We start from the raw sequence: 21,262 nt of genomic DNA on the forward strand, positions 1-21,262 counted from the left end.
ATATACGACAGGTTAAACCTGAAGTCTCAGTCCAACCATTTACTCAGATTTTCTCTTTGGTCTTTTAGTTTTGGCGTATCGCCTTCCTTAATAATTGATTTCTTTGCACCTGCAATAGCTCGAGTTATTTGTTCAGGGTTATTACAAGGGGATGCTCCTCCGTACAATTTTCCCGCATAACTCACAGAAGTAAATTCTTGCCCTAATTTATCCAGGCATGAATAAGTATGCCCCTCTGAGACTACGATTTCTACTATTGCCATATTCATCCCCTCTCATAGCATTTCACGGAATAAAATTCCTTTTCGTTGAATATCAAGAAATCAAGTATTGTAATGTGAAGTATATCGCCGGCTTTTCTTAATTGCTTGAAAATCCTGACATCCTCATTTGATGGCTCTAAATTTCCACTCGGATGGTTATGAGCTATCGCTATATTTGAGGCTTTCTTCAAAAGAACATTTCTAAATATATTTTTGGGGTCAATTGCACAACATGAAACACCGCCTTTGAAAAGTATCTCGTAGTCTATTATATTGTTACGGGTATCCAGATAAAATATTATACAATTCTCCTGGTAGTGGTCGATCTTGATTTCTTTTGTCTGCTTGAACAGGTCTTTGGGGCTTTCAATATGATTATTTCGTCCGCCCTCTTTTAACACAAATATTTCTTTCATTTTAGTAAACCTTCGCCCCGCCCGGAATATTTTTCCCTAAAGGGGCTTAATTCAAAATTTTGGCCCCTTTGGGAAATATTACAATAAATAAGATTCTCAAATGACTATGTGTGTCAGCACTGAGAACTGTAGGAAAAAGCTAGAACCTGCCTAAGTTGGTTTCTATTTTTTAATGGAAAGCAACAATTTAGCAGTTCGTAAGCCCGAAAGTTCGCTAATATTCAATATGGCATTAAATACAAGAAGCATGCTGGGGAGTCTGAGAATTGAATGTCGCAAAAGACATGTATTCGAAATGCCCCCAGCCAAAAGACATTAAGCAGTTCTTCGACTACTGACCACCCTATTCGGTTCATTATTCATAAATCATATATTAATATCATTACTGTGATTTACAATGGGAGATTTAATCAAATCAACAAGCATTGATTCTTTAATGGATCAACACGCAAAACAGGTATTTAAAACTGGCGATAATGCTGCACTAAAAGTTGTTTTAAACATGGCATACGATATGGGCATGCTCCGAGGTATCAGTTCTCATCCTCGCTACACTGAAATTGAGATTCAAGGAATGTCAGGACATTACGCAATTTTGAGCCGAAAACCATACTCTAATATGATTGATGTTGAGATTCTAACACCGGAAGTTGAGGTGAAAAGCAGTATTCCCGCAGATGATATTGCTCAAAGGTTAGTTGCAGCACAGCACGTTTATTCTGAGCTTGAAGATGTAAAAGATAATTTCTATGGCCTGGACTCGTATATTCGTCCTTTTGAACATATAACATACTTTGGAGGTAGCAAAATTGGACTCTGATGGCGATCCCAGGCTTCCTGCTAGACTGGTATATCATCATCTAAACGAACAGCAACGAGAGTTTCTTAAATCTAAACTGCCGGAGAATTACCCGCTTCGTGACTACATCAGAGATGTCTCAGAACTGGAGTTTCAGATCGGCGAAATGGTAAGAGATGCACAATATCAAATCGAGTCACAGGAATATCTTGAAGCGAGCATGATGTTGTCCGGAGTTGCAGATATGCATGACATTTATACAGTTCTTCAGCGAGGAAAACCTGATTCGGCAAGAGTTTTAGCTAAGCACCTTGAAGAACAGGTAACAGACTATATTCCGCCACGGCTTTATGACCGGCTATTTCGAGGGTGATGGGCAAGATGACAATTTATCTACCACGCAAACTTGTCTATGAAGAATTGAGTGATGAACAGAGGGCATACTTGCAAGAACGAATACCGGATAATTATAATCTTAGGGAGTATATCCGGGACATTTCTGAGCTTGAAGAGCAGATCGGAAGTCTATCTTTGGAAGCAAGAGAGTTTGCAGAATCCAAAAACTATACACTTGCGGGAATGACCTATCTTGACATAACTGATTTAGATAAGATTTACAATACGCTTAGAGTCGGTAATACAATTGCAGCAAAGAAACTAATTGATGAGCTTGAAACTGCTAATCGGGAGCGGATTCCGAGCAGGCTCTATAGGAAATTCTATGAGGAGTAAACTTTGCATTAGGCGTAATATTTATAAGCGTAATGTCGTTGGAATAGCATATGATTGCATGTTAAACCTCGCAATTTTTTGTTTCACAAAAAATTTTAGTTTGTGAATTAAGAAATTGAAAGGATTTGACTTTCACCCCCTGAAAAATCGAGGGGGTAAAAGCCAAATTCCAAAGAGGATAAAATGTTATCAGAACTAAAATATAAATGTTGTGTAGGATTGGACGTACACAAAAAATTTATCTATTGTTATGCAATGGATAATGAAGGTGAATTACTTTTTGAAAAAAAAGTAAACAATGATCCATATGAATTGGATAAATTTTTCACAAGAATAAGTAAGGATTCTAAAATTGCTTTGGAATCTTGTAGTTGTTGGGAATACGTTTATGATTACCTTATAGATAAAGGATTTACTAATGTACAATTAGCAAATCCCTCAAGAGTAGGATTAATTATTTCATCAAAGAAAAAAACAGACAGACATGATGCAAAAGCCTTAGCAGATTTAGTCAGAACAAATCTGCTACCAAAAAGTTATGCTCCCTCTCACATAATAAGAGAACAAAGACAAATAACAAGATATCGAGCATCGCTTGGAAGAATAAAAGGCATAATCAAAAACAAGATTCATGCTATATTAACAAGAAAAGGTATCAAAAATCCGTATGATAACATTTTCACAGAGAAAGGAATTGAATTCCTTCAGTCTTTGGATCTTGATTGGACTGAAAGACTTCAGATTGATGATTATATCGGAATTTTAAGACACTTAAGTCATAAATCCAAAAAATCAGAGCAAATGATTAAGGATTATGCTGAGCAGAATCCTTTTGCAAAATTGCTAATAAGTATACCAGGGGTTGCACCTTATTCGTCAATTTCGATATTAGGAGAAATTGGAGAAATCAAAAGATTTAGTAATGCAAGAAAGTTAACTTCCTTTGCAGGATTAAACCCTTCGGTTTATCAATTGTCAATCGGCGCTTTAAATTAGGTCACTATGAGCGCGTTCAAAATGGGTCAGTTAAACCAGTTGTTATTTACTATTTTTAGTTTCATTTGTCAAGTTGGATTTGGATAAAACGATTATTTTCGACGTTATTGGGCAGATACGCCAGGCCTGTTTCGCCCGGACCGGCGGCCGGGTGAGAATGGGCCACCCAAAAAGCTCGTCGGAACCTGGCCGCCGCAAGCCGGGCGGGACAGGCCGGTTAAGACTGAGTCAGCCTTCATGGCCGGCTCTTTTCTCACAGGCACCATGCTCGGCACGGTCCTTGAGACGGTAGCTGCGGCCTGTGATGTTGATGATCTCAGCATGATGCAAAAACCTGTCCAGGATTGCGGTTGCCGATGGTACATCACCAATGAGCTTGCCCCAGTCTTCCAGCGGCCTGTTGGAGGTCATCATCGTGGATTTGTTTTCATATCGCCGCATAATGATCTCCAGCAGATACTCGCCGCAGCGTTTTGGCAGATGCTTGATGCCCATGTCATCGATTATCAGCAGCTCCGGCTTGAGATATCTGTTCATTACCTTATCCTGACAGGCAAAGGCATCTTCGTGCAGAAAATCCCTGGCAACATCAAATATCGAGCGGTACCGCACAGCCATGCCTGCCTTGACTGCCTGATAGCCTATCGCCTGACACAAATGACTCTTGCCCACACCCGGAGGGCCAAGCAGCAGAACATCAACGCCCTCACTGATAAAGCGGCATGTGGCCATATCAAATATCCGGCTTCTTTTAATCGAAGTATTGAACTGCCAGTCAAACTCCTCCAGTGTCTTGAGTTCTCTAAACCCGGCAGCCTTAATACCCCTTTGGATCTGGCGATGCTTTCTGACCAGCATCTCATCCTGCAGGATCAGTTCTAAAAACTCAGCATGAGTGAGGCTGTTGCCGGCTGCCTCCTGCAATCGAACTTCAAGTGTCTCAAGCATACCTGACAACCTTAGTGATTTTAATGTGTTATGCAGTGAATTGTTCATAATAATCTGCTCCTGAATAAGTTATGATTATTGTTCAGCCCAGAACCTCTCTTACGAATTCTCCGTAACTGGAGATATCTCTGATAATAGGGTGCTCATCTATAAATTCCATCTGGAGCTGCCTGTCACCGCCGTGTTTAATAATACTCCTGATGGTCTTCAATCGAAAAGCATTGTGGCTTAACGCTATTTTACATGCATTATCGATTTTGTTACCTTTATAGGTATTGGTCATATTCAGCAAGCCCAGAAGTACGCGGATACCAGGTATTCCTCTGGCCTCAAGCATCTGCAGGGCCCATCTCTCGGCATTGTCACCTATCAGACTGACTCGTTCAAGCATCCATACAACGCCGTTTTCTATCTTTGTTCTTTTCTCTGAATGAATATGTCCGTCCTGAGTCTGGAATCTGCCCGGCTCAACTTTAGCGTGAACAACAATCTGCTCCATGCTGCGGTTAAATACTCTTACCATATGGCCGTCCCATCTTGCCCATACCTTGCGGCCGGTATATTCCGGAGGCACCGAGTAATAGGTCCTCTCTACCTCTATATGGCCGTCCCTGTGAACGGACCGCTGAGCTTCTGTAAATGAAGGAAACCTTCCAACCGGAAGCCTCAATAAAGCAGGCTTTTCCTGTTCTGTGAACAATTTGCCTACCTGCTTGCGGGTAGTGCCGTGAATACGGGTATCGGCAATACGGCTCTCCCAGCTGAGAAGAAACTGATTCTGCTCTGAGAGGCTCTTAAAGCTGCGGCCCTTGAGGGCGTTATTTTTGACATATGCTACTGCTTTTTCAACCTTACCCTTGTGTCTTGGGGTATACGGCTTACAGGGTAAAATGGCGGTACCGTAATGACGGCAGAATGACACTATTTTTGGGTGTATCTCAGGATCATACCAGTCAGCTTTGTTTACAGCAGCTTTAAGATTATCTATTATCAGTGTTTGCGGAACACCGCCAAAGTGGTGAAAAGCGTTTTCCAGGCAATTTATAAAGTTATCGCCGGTCTGCCTGAAAACTGCCTCGCTGTAGGATTTACGGGAGAAGCTAAGCACTACCCGTATTACATGAGTTCTTTTTCGTCTGCCATCTTTCGTTATTACCGGTGCACCCGTACCAAAATCTATCTGAGCCTCTTCACCGGGCCTGCATTCAAGACGCCTGAACGGAACAGGCGAATTTTTACTGAGGCGGTTGACAAACCTGCGAACGCTGTGGTAGCTGACATCAGAGCCGTGGTCGTCACGAAGATCCTGCCATATACGCCGGCGGCTGAGCCCCATATCCAGCTTGTTCTTAATTATTTCACGGTAAGGCTCACAATTGCTTACCGGACCGGTTGAGCTTTGGGCCACCGACCCGGGAGGCGCGTTAGTGACCTGTTTTGAATTATCATTGTCTGATTTTGCATACTTACGCACCGTATCCAGGTGGATGCCAAGCTCTCTGGATATACGCCTGCAAGACCAGTTACGCTCTCTTAATGTCTGTATTACACTTCTTTTAGTCATTTTTAGATAGTTCGCCATAAAGACCTCCGTTATATTTTCGATAATATCGATAATATAACGACTCTAAGGCAAAAACTTCCTTTCAAAATGACCTATTTTGACCCGCTCATTACTGACCTGTTTTCAGCGCCGCTTAACAATCAATCAGCAGATAGATGTAACACAGGGCATATATCAAAACAAGGAAGTAAGCATCTTAGATGGATGCTTGGGCAATGTGCAAACATTGCAATAATGCATGATAGCACATTAGCAAAAATATATCACAGAATAAAAAAAAGAAGAGGACACAATATTGCAATAACTGCAATTGCAAGAAAAATGTTAACTTACATTTACCAAATGTTGGAATGTGGAATAACATACCAACAACTTCAAATTCACAAGAAAGCATCATAGGCCTCCTGTTTTGCTCATAGTCCTCTGCATCTATGCACGACTGACATTATGATTAGGAGATGCTTGAGACGACCGCAATAGTGGTATAAGAAAGGAAGTTTCCTTTCCGAACGACCGGATAGATGAATGTCGTAAAGCCTTTTTGTGAGGTAGTAATTTAAATGAAAAGTAATAAAAAGAACACAAGCTATAAAAATGAGCGAGGTTTAACATAGATGATCAGAGTAATATTCTTATTGAGTTTATTGGGAGTATGTTTCTTTGTTGTCGGATGCACGTCAAATAATATTGAGGTAACCAATGTAACTGAGAATAATTCTGATGAGTTATCTCAGAATAGCAATAGTCAACAACATGAAAATATAGCTGAAGAATCTGATTACTACCCCGACATGTCTTACTCGGGAAGTCTTTTTAATGATGGGGATATAAAGCATATCGACTAAAGTCGGTTTCAAACATAAGATTTAAATATCTGATATAAACCCAAATCATTTCAATATCTGTAATTAAAACGGGTGGAAAGGTTGAGCCACCCCTAAAAAGGGTAAACAATAAAACAGGCTCATTTAATATTGCTGGAATATGATACTTCTCATTGAAGAACCTACTGACTCATCAACCAACTTAAGATAATCTATAAAACCTTCAAGCTCAGACTCTTGAAATCGACTAACAAGATATTCATAGCGTTTTGAACCGAACTTCTTAATCTCAGAAAGTTCATCTGCACCTTCTTCTGTGAGTTTAATAAGTTTTTCTCTACTATCCCCATTCTCATTCCGATGTTTCTCAATAAGACCAGCATGAACTAACTTTTCAACTAAATCATTTACCGAACTTGTCGCCATACCAAATATTATACCCAATTCTTTCTCAGTCAATGAATCGTAATTGTCCGCTAATTCTAAAATTAAGATTTGTTTTCCACTGTATTTAGGTTTTCTTGCGGCATTTGAAGATTGCCATTCTTTTAAGATCCTAGTCTTCAAGGATATATCGAATATTAGTTCCAAAACATCTGCCAAAACATTATTTCTCATTATTACCTCATTACTTTAAGATGGTTTGCCGTAAAATATTCCGAATAAGCTAATATATTTCGGAATTTATTTGACACTCGTCGATATATATATATAATCATAATAAAATATTACAAGGTTAATTTGCGATTGATCATCAAAAAATCGCTACTTTTTGATGGTAGTTAACTGCGTAGCGGAGAGAGGATAAGATTACAATAACATGCTTTCGTAGCCCTATATTGTTTATAGAGGGTATAAAATCAACTGTAATTCTATAATATGAAAGGTCATGAGATGTTGACTCCAGATGATTATCAAATCCAGATGCGTGATATTGCAAAATCGTACGACATGATTTCCCAAAATCCGGCCCTATCTAAAACACACCTTGGCGATTTTGCTAGGGCAAGACTAGACACACTTGATAGAACTGTGAACCCTACCGGCCCTAATGTTCCATTGGTCAATAGCCTTGAAAATCTAGTCAGGTAAATTAGATTCCCTCCCTGCTTAACCAAAGGCAGGGAGGGAAATATGTAGATGCCAGATTAATTCATATCTAGTTCTGAAAAATACATACTAATCAAATCATAGCCACTTAGGTTAGCACAACTCCAACATATACTTACACATCTGTTGGTTGTTAAAAATATGTATGAAAAATGGCTACTATCCATAGAGTATGTCCTTGTTTTAACATCCTTCGAATTAAGACCGCTTGCAAGTTTCAAACTACGCTGTTCATATCTTAGATCTCGACAAAAACCAAGTTTTTGAACCAAGTCTTCCAGGAACAATATCTCATCACAACTAATCTGCTCAATATATATACCACAACCAGTTACGGAGTTATTATCCTTAATTTTTATGACATCCATACACCTACTATTATTCAATCATATATATATTTTTAGCATAATAAGAATGTAACATATACAATACATTTTTCTCTTTACACATCATTTGCCCCAAACAATATGCAGGTTTCTTACAATCTAAATCGCAACCTTTATATAACCCAAAACCTGAAGTTAAAGAATGAGGGGTATCTTTGTATTAATTGGGGCAATTATAGTTCTATCCGTATCCACTTACGGCTACGACTACAATGCTTCGGTCGAATCTGATTACCAAACTATCCTTGCCCACGATAACATCACCTTCATGCTCAATATCACAAACAGTAGCGGGAACACCGCCCTTGGACTTAACTGTAACACGAGCCTTAACAACTGGACGACCAACCACTCAATGAGCTATAATGCTGCAAACAGACTCTACCAGGCGTTTATCGAAGATGTACCTGCAACCACCCAAATACAATACAACTGCGGAGAAGGACAGCAGGTATTAGAGCAAACAATATATGAAAGATGGAGCGTTAGATGGCAGCTTGACCGTCCTGCCATGCGATCTATTGAAAACAACATTTTACTGGAAACCTACGAGTACGATTTTAGTCGTAACAGGATTAATGCCCAGGAATGTAACTATACCCTTGATGGAATACCAGGAGCATTTACCGGTAGAAATACAACCTTCCCGGTAAATTTCAACGAAAGCGGTGAGGTGGAACTTATCTTTGATTGCAACTACACAATTTCGGGCGATATGATATGGCCAGACAATATAACAGTGGTGGAGTTTGAGCCGCAGTTAACCGAAATCGCACCACCGTTTGGACAGGTAACCGCTTCAGACTTTAAGCTCGGCAATTATGATTTCAATCTTGACGGGTATGATGACCTAATCGTCCTTGGCGATGATCTAAGGATATATGCGGGACCGGATTATAATACGGTTTCTTATCAGAACACCGATTTTGATTCAGATTATGACTTTGTAGTATCTGACGTTGATTCAGATGGAAACGGAGACATTCTCCTTGGAAAGCTCAACATTGAAACCGAAACCAATATCACACTACTTACGTTTGAGAATAGTTTTTCCTTTTCAAGTTCAATATTGCATACTAACCAGTTTATACGAGCATTTGGTCCGGTGAACTTCAACAATGATTTTGACCGTGATATTCTGATAATCAGCGGGGATGGCAATGTGAATTTAAGTTATTTGATTGGTCCTGAATTAACGGCTTCTAATGAGTTTGAAATAATACAGGATTGTGACGACTTCCATATACTTGATATCAATAAGGATTTCAAGGAAGACCTTATATGTTTACGAGACTTTAGCGGTTTTGGATATACACGCCTGAGTATCATGCTAAACGACGGCTACGAAGACGCTTCCTTTAGTTCTTTTTCATACAACCTTCATGACATCGTTGACTCTAAGATACTCATTGCCAACCTCGACGATGATGAGCAGTATGAGATTGCGGTTACTGCAAGCAATATAACCGTTTATGACGTTAACTTCTCAGACGAGACCTTACATAAGAAAACCAGTATGGCGGATGTATTCATGCTCTGGGCAATCGGTTCCGGCGACTCAACCAATACCAATATGCCGGAACTGCTTGCTCTTTACTATGATGGTGATACCAGTCCTGCTGACAATAGTTTAGGAGTTTTTTATGACAACTTGACTAGCGAGTATTCCGTCAACAGTACAACATTCTTTAATTCATTAGCGTATATTGACATTGACGGGGATAGCGACACCGATATCCTTACTGGACACCAGACAGGAGACAGAGATATCACTTTATGGAACAATAGTATTGATATTTACGTTGAAAACAACCTTAGTCATAGTTTCTCCATAAGCATTGCGGACGCCTCCGAGGGTGTGGTGAACGAATCGGTTTCCGATCAGGCGGCATTTACTCTGATGGCTAACGCTGCCTGGTCGGTCGCTGACCATTTCATTCATGCAGAGTTCGCAACCCACGAATTTAGGAACGACGTATTTGATTCAAGACTAAATCGCAAATACTATTTGACCAATAGTGATGGTAATTACACCTTCAATACATCCAACTACGATGAATACACAGTCTCGGTCTGGCCAGTAACCTATGCTGGAATACTTGCAAGCCCTATAACAGCATCTAAACTCAATTCTGAATGTGTCTATGTTCCGGGGAATAACTGGATAATTGACGTCTTTTGTAGTGGGTATTCAGGCGACAACTGGAAATATTTTGATTTGAATACATCTTCATTTATTGCAAGCAATACCCAGGTTGAATGGAATCATGTCAATGCTACCGGTAATTCATATTTGTTTAATCACACTACGGATACTATAACTAATTCGCTATTCAACAATATTAGCAATCTAAGTTTTGTTGGAAATACAAACCGGCTTTTGGATAACATCACGTTTTCAGACGTCAATATTTCCATAACGAATGCGAGTCTCAATATATCTGATTCTTCGTTTGAAGACTGCTCAATCATTGCACAGGATGCAGTACTGTATCTGGAAGATACGAGTTTGCCATCAAGCATCAGCCTGAGAAGCAGCAGTTCTTTTGAAGTTTATAGCCTTACAAACATATCATTTACAGATGGCCAGAATCCGGTTTATAGATCAGGAACATTCAATAATTCTCTTGAAGAAACTTCTTTTAGTTCAACATCATCAGTGAAGAGATATTGGCAGACTCGTGTCAATAATACTGAGTTGAATTATACCTTCGCGTTTGATGAAGATTTTGCATACCTGCCTAACAGCATTACTATTTCCAATTTTACAAGGATGCAAGTAATTCAGCTAAACAGCACTGGTTTGCCTTACTGGGATTATTCTGTTAATGGATCGTATCAAACAGATTTTAGAAATTATAGTCTTTTGAATGGAATTGAGGATATTTCTGGAGTAAAATTATCCGTTGGTGATAACCTGAATATTACATTACAAACAAGCGAGAATTATTCAGGCCTTAATTTATCCAGTGGTTTTTATCAGACCGCAAATGGCTTTAATCTATCTTTGCCGGGTACTTATACTGTGAGTATGATAGTTGGTTCTATTGAATCGCCAATAATTCTTAAGGACGGCAGTGTCACAACCGATTTATCATACACCTCTGGCAATGTAATCGGTACTGCAACAGCCGGGAACTATGAGATTGTTAATAACGTCAGTTTGTCGGTTAATATCCCAGACAGATCACCGGGAAATCCTTTTGATATTGAAGTCAATTATACAGACTATTTCGGGCAGAATGATCGGTCAGGCAACTGTTCGCTTGCCGTTGACGGGCAGGATTCGGCCTTTAGTGGCGTTGTTTTAGGAGAAGGCGTATATAACTACCTGATCGAGTGCGACTCGCCGGATCTGCCGTACATCAACCAAAGCGGTGAGATTATAACTTCAAATAGAATAGTCCTGGCAAGGTACGAAATGGACAATGATGCTCACTATTCAATTGTAATTATTGACGGAGAACCAACTGTAATCATGTCTGAAACTTCAACTGAGGATTATTATGCATACAATCAAAACGGGGTTTATGAAGACTATATAAGAAAACGAGAGTCTCCCCATCCTTTCTCATGGGCAGGGAGAATTTTAAACACAGTAACTAACTACTTAATCACACGATAGCTTTATTCCTTTTTTCTTGAAGCTGCAATTGCAGCAAGACCAGTTAACATTAGTCCTGCAGTTGCAGGTTCTGGAACAACATTTACAGCATATCCATCAGCTGGATAAATGTTCATAGCTGTTCTTTGAGCTGTTGCCATATCTTCAATGGTTCTGTTTTGATCTAATCCAAGTGTATAGCCATTCAATAATGAATCTGCAATACCAAGATCAACCTCTTTTGCAAGGCCATCGTCCCAGTAAACGTAAGTTACTCCTGGAATCAAACCATTGTGAGTAAAATAGACAGTTCCATCATCACGAACATCAGCATCCCAGCCTAAGCCTTGATTATCAAGGTTTCCAATACCCGCTCCTAGAAGCTTGTCATTTTTAGCACCGTTGATAAAGTCAGACATGTTGTTAGCATCATTACCGTCATCGCTGTAAGTTGAGACATTATGTGGTAAATCTGCGATTTGAGTCAATAAATCTGAATAATCAATAACACCTTCATTAAGTGCATCACGAGTATTATTTCTAACATAGGCTGATACTTCCCATGAATCAGAATAGTGATGTGGATCAGGCTGAGTTAAAGTGATATGCCTTGGAGTATATGTCTTATGTAGATCCATCTGTCCTGCCTTTAAATTTGGCGTGAGTGCGGCAGCTGAAATCATTGCTGCCGTTGCGATTTTTTTAAGTAGTCCTTTCATTATAGATACCTCTTAGCTTTGAAGAATTCCTTTGTACTTATAAATTTTATCCCTGTTACCACCGTCAAGGGAACAAGGAGGTGATTTGGGTGAATTCATTCTTCTACCCGCTCCTATAATTTGAATTTCGGATAATAATAATCTTGGTATGAACGGTGGTTATTGCCTAACAAACCAAGATTTATTAATAGATTTACACACTTGGTACCATCACCATCTTTTAGATTAAAATAGGATTTGAAGAAACATCCTAAAGCCCCTTTTATTTCATTAGAACTGTTTGGATTTAAACTGCTCCAGGCAATCCTGATCAAATCTTTCCCTGACATCGTCAAGATGTGTTCTACGTCCTCGAATTCTACAGGAGACGAAGGACGCACATAGTTAATCTGTCCAATTTGCATAATTATTCCTTTCGATAAATGTAATTATTGTGAATATCCTGTAATTGATGTTTCTGATTCAACCGGGCACTAATCTGCATAAAGCCGATTCAATGCATTCTCCATGTCAGGCATCATCACATCAGCATACACTTGGGTCGTTGAAATTCTGGCGTGGCCAAGCTGTTTTTGAACCAAACGCAGGTTCCAGTCTCCTGCTTTAAGCAAAAAACAGGCGTAAGTGTGCCTCAAACAGTGAATCGAGTAGCAGGATTTGAGCCCCGCCCTTTGAGCATTACGTTTGAACATACGTTGAAGGCCTCTGGTGGACATATGCCCACCCGTTGACCGAGATACGATCAAAGGAGCTTCCGGCTCAAGCGACTCACCCATTTGTGCCTTCCAGTCCAGGTATTCGAGACAATGATCTTTAAACTCACCATTGAAGTAGACGATCCGTTTCTTGCTGCCCTTGCCACACCTGACGATTACCGAACATAAATGGCCGTCAAGAAACAAGTCTCCGCACTTAAGGTCAGCAATTTCCTGCACTCTAAGGCCGGTCATCATGGCAAGATGGATGGCAAAATAGTCCCTGATACCAAAATACAGCCCTTTTTGCCGATACTTTTTGGCTCTGCGGGCAACGGTGCTGAGCAAAATGTCAGCTTCTGCCTTGTCCATGTACTTGTTTGGCTCTAAAACCCAGTCATTTGAAATCATTTTTTTTGGTTCATATTTCTGTCCTTTCGCTTTGTTTCGCATTGATCGCGATACATGAACATAAAGAAAGTATATTCGGAAACTTAAATAATTTATGGACAATCAGATAGGATTCTTTATACTATTGCGTAATGTGGCCGTAAAATATTTTTTTGCGGCTATTGCCTTATGGCTGAATTTTGATGCCAGGCGGCCTTAAGTGTTTTTTTATGATGCATTTACGTAAGCGTCAAATTATTTTCTATCAAAGTACAGATTTCGCGATTTTTCTGCACATTTATTACAAATTGTTTATTCTTTTGAGGGGATTGACAATCAAACACTTCATAATATAATCGTAAGTACTTAAACTAAAATGCTATGTGTTGTTTAAACTAATTAGTTTAGATGGTGGTTTTTTCAAAAGTTCACCTATGACTACAATGTGAGTTATTTGAGCAGAATTGTCTTTTTATACTCATATTTCGAGCATAACTAACGAACTATTATTGTAGAGATAATAATGCTTTTAAATGATAAAGAAGGATTTGCTTCATGGGCAAGAAAAAAACAATAGATGGCGCAAAAGAAGCTGTTACCGGCTATGAATTCCAATTTGTCTGGACTGCAAGGCGATGCCTGTCAATGTTGAAACATAATTCTAATATCCAACAAGTTTGCGTTGAAAGCATGGCATATAAAGATGAGATAGATTTTGGTCAAGGCCCTGAAACTTTTTTAGGAGTAGATACATCCGAGTATCATGGTGGAAAGACCTTTAGTAAGGCAAGCAAAATTATAATATCTCAATTGAAATGCGGAATAAGCAAATCAAACAAACAATGGACTATATCCCAAACATGTCAAAAGAAGAGAAGTTTGAGATCATCGGTTATTGGACGACTATCTTCTACATTCGAAGGATATTACAAGAAGAAATCCCCAAAGGTTATCGCCCAAAAACTTCGCTTGCAAATCGTTTCTAACCGTGGATTAAATATTAAGTCTCAAAAACTCGTATCCAAAGCACAGAACTTGCTTAATCGCAATATGGGCAAACCAAATAAGTGGCGATTTGCCAAACTAAAACAATCTGGCTTTTCTATAAATGAAAAAGCGGAGTTAGAGAAACTATACAAAGCGTCAGGTTTGGCTAGCAATGCTTTTTGTGTGTTTTTATCTTGTTTAGATTTAAGTAAATTGGGTATTGAATCTCCTATCCTACAACGGATTCATCTTGAAGAGGAAATCAAAACATTTGACAGGGCATTTCATAATAGTGTACTGCTAAAACTGTGTGATCTGATAAGAGAATTTGTTCAAAAAGATGGTGGAACAATAACAATTGACAATGTCCTCAGTTGCTTTAATACCAACAAAGATAATTTTTTTCCTGCTCCATGTCTGATCGAATCACCTTCACTCCTTATTGAAACAGAAGATTGTCAAAGTTTAGCAAAACTCATTGCAAATCCGGATACAAATAAATTACTAGTTCACGGGGAAGCCGGGATTGGAAAGTCTTTAACGATGAAATCCTTGCAGAAATATTTGCCTCAAGGTTCTGTCAGCGTAGTTTATGATTGCTATGCTGGTGGAAAAACGGAGACTCCGAATAAATACCGATTTCCAGATGAGGTTTTATGTACTCAACTAGTAAATGAGTTATCTTTGTTGGTTGAACAGAATGTTTATCTTATAAGAAACCGCACTGACCAGATTGATGCTTGGAACACACTTGAATTAGCTATCAATAAAGCCGCAGAAAAACTATCCAGGCAAAATGCACTTCTTGTATTAATTGTAGACGCTGCTGATAATGCAGTCGATTCCTATGATAGAAATAAAGAAATTACTGATTTCAAAAGCTTTATTCCAAAACTCTGGAATATATCTTTACCGAAAAATGTCAAGTTAGTATACACATGCCGAACATTCAGAAAATCAAAATTAAAAGCTCCAAAAGGCATTAAAGATTTTAAATTAAAGGGTTTCACCAAAAACAATTCGACTGAATATCTTCACAACTATTTTCCACATGCTGCCCCTGAAATTGGAAGCGATTTTCACGATAAGACATGCGGCGTACCACGACATCAAAATTATTGGCTGGAAGAATTACATAAAAAATGTAAGTCTGACGCTTTTGCTGAAATTAAAACGACAAAAATCTTTGGTCTGACAGATTTATACAACGATTGGTTGATGTCGGCAGAAACGGTTTTACCCTCTAAAGTATCAAGTAAAAAAGTAATAAGTTTGCTAAGAGTGGCAGCTAGCCCTATTTCGATATCAGTAATTTCTAATTGCCTGGGCATAGAAGAAGAAACAGTATTAGCATTTTGTCAGGGATTGGGACCGGGGATTGTTTTAAATGACCAAAAAGAACTTCGTTTTCGAGATGAAGATTACGAAACATTTCTTGATGAAAAGCTAAAAGGCACTGACATCAAAGTTGCGCATGACGCACTTTCGCACCATTGTTTAAGAACAATAGAATCTGATGTCTATAGCGTTAAATATGCATGTATGCATTTATTTAATGCGGAGAGACATGAGGAATTACTTAGGATTGTCACAGGAAAATCAGGAATTAATTTTATTGATAATCCTATTGAGCAAACAGTGTGCGAACAAGATCGTATGATTTATGCATTTAAAAGTGCCGCAATTCTAAATAATTCTACAGCGGCACTACAATTATTATTTGAAGTTGGACGAATCAACAGGACAGATTATGTTTTAAGTGAAACAATGACAAGTTTTCCAGAACTAGTTATTCAACACAGTTCATATCAAACATTGGAAAATAGTTTGCAGAAAAATAATAGCCATAGCGGGAACATTTATTTTCGAATTGCAGCGGAACTCTCTAAAACCACACATAATAGAAATGTTGCAGAATCTAATTATGCAAAAGGGAAAGCATGGCTTCAGCTTCATATAACAGAAATGAAGAAACACGATTGGCGAGGATTTCAGTATACTATTAAGGACAGTGCAGCAGAAGCTCTTGCAGCAATGAGCCTTTATGGCATAAAGCAGGCTAAACAAGTTTTGCGTTGCTGGGTCAACTCCAATGATAGACTTCAAAGTATATATGAGTTCTTCAAACGGCTTAGTATCCAAAATGATCGCAGTTATGTATTAAAAACATTCAACAACTTCTCATCCTCTACATTGGATATGGTTGCTGCTATTGCAGGAATGTATGAGGTTGGATACAAGCCCTCAAAAACCAAAATTGAACAACTCACTATAAAATTACAAAAATGGTTTTTAAAAAATCGCAATAATCACGATGAAATTGGACTTTGGATTATTTCATTCCTTGAATTAGCAGCCAAAGTCGGTGTTTCGAAAACAATATTATTAGATATTATCAAATATGTAAATCTACAAAACAACAATAGTATATACCGTTGGTTATCTGTAAATGAGTGGTATGACCATCACCATATGTTTGCTAAATTTTTGGCATTTAAAAGTACCTTGAAAAATGAAAATTTAAGAATAGAGGAATTATTCCCAAAAGACATAGAGAAATTCAATTCTAGTAGTTATAGTAGCTCTTCAGAATATCAGAGAAGTATAAGACAAATAAAATTACTACTTCCAGTATACACATTTATATCTGAATCTTTTTTAAAGAACCGTTCAATAAATACTATAACTAATCAGCTAAAGAAATTAATCAGCAATTGGACACAAAATAGATACAAACATTGGGATAGACATGAACCGCTATACGAAGTTTTTGTTACGAATGCCATCAATATATTAGTCAAGACTAACGGTTCAGAACCAACATTAGTTGACCAGTTACTAGAACCCTGTAAAGATATCATAGGATATAACCCATGTAACCTCTATTTATCAGTAGCTGACTTATTGTCACGTCGAAAAGAATACCACGATATAGCATTGGAACTTATTGGTAAAGTCAAAACTGAATGGTGTAAAAAAGATTTTCGTGCCTCAGATACTGTTCAACGACTTATGAAATGTTCAGTTATTCTAAGTCATATTGATATGGACATATCAAAGCAATACTTTGATGATGCATTTGTTGCAGCTTCTGGGATTGATGATGATGCGTCATACTATCTCAAAAGCTTAGCGAACCTTTCAGAATATTGCTCACATCAAACACCTATAGAAGAGCGTTCTTTAGTAGCAAAAAAACTTAAAGTTGCAATTGAGCAATACTGGCCAATAATGGAAGAGGAAGAGCGTATTCCCTGGGATGAATATGTTAAAGCAATTGCCACACTCGATTCAAATATAGGCTTAAATGCAGTTTATGAAATGGACAAAAAAGGTTGGTTGGATATTACTCAAGTATCATCCAAATTTGCTTCTGGTCTTATAACAGGCAAACAGATAGATCAAATATATTCTCATGCATTTCACCAGTTCAACACTATAGACAAAAACTATTTGTGTAATTCACTAAAGGTTCTTAAAGGAATATCATCTGAGAACCCGATAATCACTACCCAATTATTCGAAAGAGTTGCCAACGATATTAGGCGAGATTCACCGATTGAAGAACGTTCATATCTATGCAATCAACTAGCAATATGGGGCAAGTATAACAATATGCCTCCTGCTCTGATTAAGGAATTAACAAATAGTTATGTCTTTTATGAAAAAAGAGAAAACTGGATTAACACTGATCATGACAATCAAATCAAAACCGAAAAACATATTGACCTTAGTGAAAAATGGTTAATAAAGGCAAAAGCCAGAGGCTCTGATAAATTAGTCATTTTAAAAGGAATCATAGAGGACAATGATTTGTTGGGAGAGCAAATAATATCTTTAGTTGTTGAAATCAGCCAATTCATTCGAGGTAGCAAAAGAATTGCTTTTCTTAATATTCTAACCAGCCAGATTCCAGATTCATTTAGCTATTACCGAACCATATTGCCGAATATACTAAATAATCTGATCACCAAGTGGTGTGAAACCCCTGGAATATCAGAATGGGCAAAAGAAAATATCCCACTATATATAGATAACAATTTTAATGACATACTTGGCTACGACTATGATATTTCACCGCATTTCCGAGATCTGATTGAAAATCAAGTATTTTCAAACGATGAACGAACTAATGTTATACTTCCAGCTCTGGCAAATAACGCACCACAGCTATCTGCTCGATCAGCATATAAAACGGCATGTTTATTAGGACGTTATTTATCCGAAGATAAACTTGTGTCAACCCTTCAAATATTACTAAAAAAAACGCCCTCTCCAGCTGATAATCTAGAGGAAAACAACATTTCCAATTTGGCTAAATTCATTTACAAATTATTAGAACAGCCGGATAATCGTATGCGTTGGCGAGTTTTTCATGTAGCACGGAACATGTTATACTTAAGACCAGAACCTCTACTAGCCGAGCTTGTCAATCTAACTTTCAGTAAAGAAGGTAAAATGTGGATGTCTGCACGAGAGTGGCTATTGTTTCTTTTACTCCATATTGCACACATAAACCCTAAATCGCTTCTTCACTATGCTCCAAGAATATACGAACATGCCTCTGACCCAGATTTTCCACATGCCGGCATGCAGGAGCTCGCGAAAAGAACCTTAATGATTCTCCAAAGATTTAACGGTTCACTTTTGACAAATAAACAATTTAATTATTTATCGCTTTTAAACGAGCCACGTCATGTGATTTGGCCGAAACAAAATAGGTATACTCGCCGTGGAAAACACCCAAATCCTGACAAAAAATGGCGTTTTTCTTTTGATACCATGGACACATTTCCATACTGGTATTCACCACTCGGGCACTGTTTCGGCCTGCATAGATGCGATGTAGCAGTACGAGCAGAGTCTTGGATATGCGACAAATGGAAAGTCACCTCAAATGACTGTATGAAATATTCGCATAAAAAAGTACGAGGAACTGATTATAATTTATTTGGACATCGACACGGATCACATCCTACAATTGAAACACTTTCAACATACATTGAACGTCATGCTATGCATATGGCAGCAGGAGAAATGATTCGTGAATTACCAATTACACCTGAACCATCTGATGAATATGGTAGTTGGGGATATTGGATATCAAGAAATTGTTTTGATGCAGACCCTCTTGTTACCTGCGATCTACATTGTCCAGTGCCATTACACAGATTTATGCATGGCGTCCCAGATATTGACATAAATCCAAGTGAAGCTTTAACTATGGACTTTTTTTCAGATCAACTTTATGGGCTTATTGGAAAGTGTAATACAGAATGGCTGACCATAAGTGGATATTACACTGTAAGAATCTCAAACCATTCGTTTACTATAAGTATCGAATCAGCGTTGGTCACAGCAAAAACCGCAAGAGCTTTGGGGAGAGCAATGCTGTCATCTGAATATCCCCAATCGATAGGTATTCCTGAATTTAAAATATCCTATCAACACAATGTCAGTGAAATAGAAACACAACTCATAAACACTGAAAACAAAGAGTTCTTTGAGCCTATTGATTATATTTCACAAGAAGGGTTTGAGCTATCCCCTTTTACTACAGAATTTCATACTGAGCGTAGTATGCATACAATGGATCCAACAAGCAAAGGTTTGCCACGCGACTGGAGTCTCCCATCATATGACTTTATTCAAAAGGAAAGACTCAAAAGAGAACCAGATAAACTCACATACAAAACCACAAAAGGCGATATTGTTGTAAAACCTGAGTCATGGGAAGAAGGTGATTACAATGAGATGTATGATAATCGAACGACTCATGGTCACCGTCTAAATATCAAGAAAGAGCACATCTTAAGTTACCTTGAAAAAATCAATAAAGACTTGCTTATAAGGATAATAATCAGAAAACACAATGACACTATAAAAGATCCAAAGGAATATGATCATGGCCAAGCAAAAATCTTCATCCTCCGTCAAAATGGTAAAATTGAAAAAATGGGATGAAATAGCAAAACTTGGAGAAGAAATTGTCAAAACACTTAGTATTAACCCCAACAATAGCCTTTTACAGATCTGGATGTCTCACTACATAGCAGAATTAATCGAAAAGGAAAAGACCGCCAAAAGCAAAAGGAGCCGTAATCAAATCAGAAAAGAGTGCTCTGATTTGATTACACGCTTGTGGATGATACGATATAAATATGACCCAAATGATCCAATTTACTCCCTAGAACAAAATCTTAAAATCCTCGTCGGCAAAAACCCTTTAAAAAAAGCACTTGTAAACGCTTCAATTGAACCAAATAATATTGATGAAAATATGCAGTCAGAAGGAGGTGGTTTTGAACATCTCATAGCTTCTATTATCAAATTATCTGAAAAAGAAAAAGAGATTATTATGGCGGCCTTAACGGCAGATGTTTCTGAGGAAGAAGTACTCTCTTATTCCTCAGATAATATGCAAGATAAAAATGAATTTACATTGAACATCAAAACTCTAATCAATTACAGAGACAGAATCCTAAATAGCGACAATATGCTCAAAGGTATTATTCAAGCTGAGTCGGATGTAGAAAGAATGGATAAAATGATTAAGGCCCTCAGCAAAACTAACAAACAAAGACAAGATATAATAAAAAAAATGAAGACTTATTCATGAGATTATTCGAGCAAAAAGAAACCATTTCATTGTAAGGTTACGAGGAACAGCAAACTTGCCTGAGCGATTTGGTGATAAGGGTGATTGATTTTACTAAGGCCAGGCAGTGTCTTTGAGAAATAATTAACTTGAGCAGCATTGCACGCCTGATTTAGAGGAGTAAGGCTAAGTAATCTGACCCAAGTTCACCTTTCTACCCTGTTACGAACT

At 38.1% G+C, this 21,262-nt stretch carries 16 protein-coding genes; 8 read left to right on the plus strand and 8 right to left on the minus strand.

Features of this window, described 5'->3' with window-relative positions; translation table 11 throughout:
- Positions 1 to 26: 26 nt before the first annotated feature.
- Positions 27 to 263, minus strand: coding sequence for a hypothetical protein (locus SMSP2_RS08825; protein ID WP_146683599.1), 237 nt, complete (start codon positions 261 to 263; stop codon positions 27 to 29).
- Positions 264 to 265: 2 nt separating this feature from the next.
- On the minus strand, positions 266 to 679 hold the full coding sequence (locus SMSP2_RS08830) for a JAB domain-containing protein (protein WP_146683600.1): 414 nt from the start codon (positions 677 to 679) through the stop codon (positions 266 to 268).
- Between the two features lie 397 nt (positions 680 to 1,076).
- Between SMSP2_RS08830 and SMSP2_RS08835 the strand changes: the two genes are divergently transcribed.
- The 4 genes from SMSP2_RS08835 to SMSP2_RS08850 all read left to right on the plus strand — a co-directional run bounded on the left by SMSP2_RS08835 (position 1,077) and on the right by SMSP2_RS08850 (position 3,206).
- Positions 1,077 to 1,499 (plus strand): hypothetical protein, encoded by a 423-nt coding sequence (locus tag SMSP2_RS08835; RefSeq protein WP_146683601.1) that lies wholly within the window; start codon positions 1,077 to 1,079, stop codon positions 1,497 to 1,499.
- A complete protein-coding gene (locus SMSP2_RS08840; RefSeq protein ID WP_146683602.1) occupies positions 1,489 to 1,851 on the plus strand; it encodes a hypothetical protein in 363 nt (120 codons plus the stop codon). The genes SMSP2_RS08835 and SMSP2_RS08840 overlap by 11 nt, the downstream gene beginning before the upstream one ends.
- Positions 1,851 to 2,210 carry a hypothetical protein gene (locus SMSP2_RS08845; RefSeq protein WP_146683603.1) on the plus strand — a complete coding sequence of 120 codons (360 nt, stop codon included), beginning with the start codon at positions 1,851 to 1,853 and terminating at the stop codon, positions 2,208 to 2,210. Before SMSP2_RS08840 ends, SMSP2_RS08845 begins: the two co-directional genes overlap by 1 nt.
- Positions 2,211 to 2,393: 183 nt before the next feature.
- The gene (locus SMSP2_RS08850; protein ID WP_146683604.1) at positions 2,394 to 3,206 is read left to right on the plus strand and encodes an IS110 family RNA-guided transposase; all 813 of its coding nucleotides are present in this window, start codon (positions 2,394 to 2,396) and stop codon (positions 3,204 to 3,206) included.
- 228 nt (positions 3,207 to 3,434) lie between these two features.
- On the opposite strand, the gene istB is transcribed toward SMSP2_RS08850, so the two are convergent.
- Both istB and istA read right to left on the minus strand, forming a co-directional pair.
- The gene (gene istB, locus SMSP2_RS08855) at positions 3,435 to 4,202 is read right to left on the minus strand and encodes an IS21-like element helper ATPase IstB (protein ID WP_146683605.1); all 768 of its coding nucleotides are present in this window, start codon (positions 4,200 to 4,202) and stop codon (positions 3,435 to 3,437) included.
- Between the two features lie 34 nt (positions 4,203 to 4,236).
- Entirely contained in the window at positions 4,237 to 5,718 is a 1,482-nt protein-coding gene (istA, locus tag SMSP2_RS08860; protein ID WP_186804653.1) for an IS21 family transposase, read from the minus strand.
- Between the two features lie 87 nt (positions 5,719 to 5,805).
- Between istA and SMSP2_RS15270 the strand changes: the two genes are divergently transcribed.
- The gene (locus SMSP2_RS15270; RefSeq protein ID WP_146683606.1) at positions 5,806 to 6,117 is read left to right on the plus strand and encodes a transposase; all 312 of its coding nucleotides are present in this window, start codon (positions 5,806 to 5,808) and stop codon (positions 6,115 to 6,117) included.
- 569 nt (positions 6,118 to 6,686) lie between these two features.
- On the opposite strand, the gene SMSP2_RS08870 is transcribed toward SMSP2_RS15270, so the two are convergent.
- A complete protein-coding gene (locus SMSP2_RS08870; RefSeq protein ID WP_146683607.1) occupies positions 6,687 to 7,160 on the minus strand; it encodes a MarR family winged helix-turn-helix transcriptional regulator in 474 nt (157 codons plus the stop codon).
- Between the two features lie 1,059 nt (positions 7,161 to 8,219).
- Positions 8,220 to 8,390 (minus strand): hypothetical protein, encoded by a 171-nt coding sequence (locus SMSP2_RS14875; protein ID WP_186804654.1) that lies wholly within the window; start codon positions 8,388 to 8,390, stop codon positions 8,220 to 8,222.
- A gap of 3 nt (positions 8,391 to 8,393) precedes the next feature.
- Here SMSP2_RS14875 and SMSP2_RS08875 point away from each other — a divergent pair, with 3 nt between their 5' ends.
- On the plus strand, positions 8,394 to 11,663 hold the full coding sequence (locus SMSP2_RS08875; protein WP_146683608.1) for a hypothetical protein: 3,270 nt from the start codon (positions 8,394 to 8,396) through the stop codon (positions 11,661 to 11,663).
- A gap of 2 nt (positions 11,664 to 11,665) precedes the next feature.
- Here SMSP2_RS08875 and SMSP2_RS08880 read toward each other — a convergent pair whose 3' ends face one another.
- Both SMSP2_RS08880 and SMSP2_RS08885 read right to left on the minus strand, forming a co-directional pair.
- Entirely contained in the window at positions 11,666 to 12,361 is a 696-nt protein-coding gene (locus tag SMSP2_RS08880) for a PEP-CTERM sorting domain-containing protein (RefSeq protein ID WP_146683609.1), read from the minus strand.
- Positions 12,362 to 12,834: 473 nt separating this feature from the next.
- Complete coding sequence (locus tag SMSP2_RS08885) at positions 12,835 to 13,509, minus strand: tyrosine-type recombinase/integrase (RefSeq protein WP_146683610.1); 675 nt, start codon at positions 13,507 to 13,509, stop codon at positions 12,835 to 12,837.
- A gap of 492 nt (positions 13,510 to 14,001) precedes the next feature.
- On the opposite strand from SMSP2_RS08885, the gene SMSP2_RS08890 reads away from it, so the two are divergent.
- Complete coding sequence (locus tag SMSP2_RS08890) at positions 14,002 to 20,397, plus strand: ATP-binding protein (RefSeq protein ID WP_146683611.1); 6,396 nt, start codon at positions 14,002 to 14,004, stop codon at positions 20,395 to 20,397.
- Positions 20,339 to 21,052 carry a hypothetical protein gene (locus SMSP2_RS08895; RefSeq protein WP_146683612.1) on the plus strand — a complete coding sequence of 238 codons (714 nt, stop codon included), beginning with the start codon at positions 20,339 to 20,341 and terminating at the stop codon, positions 21,050 to 21,052. Before SMSP2_RS08890 ends, SMSP2_RS08895 begins: the two co-directional genes overlap by 59 nt.
- Positions 21,053 to 21,262 lie beyond the last annotated feature (210 nt).

It is taken from the genome of Limihaloglobus sulfuriphilus (genome assembly GCF_001999965.1).
Taxonomy (GTDB): Bacteria; Planctomycetota; Phycisphaerae; order Sedimentisphaerales; family Sedimentisphaeraceae; genus Limihaloglobus; species Limihaloglobus sulfuriphilus.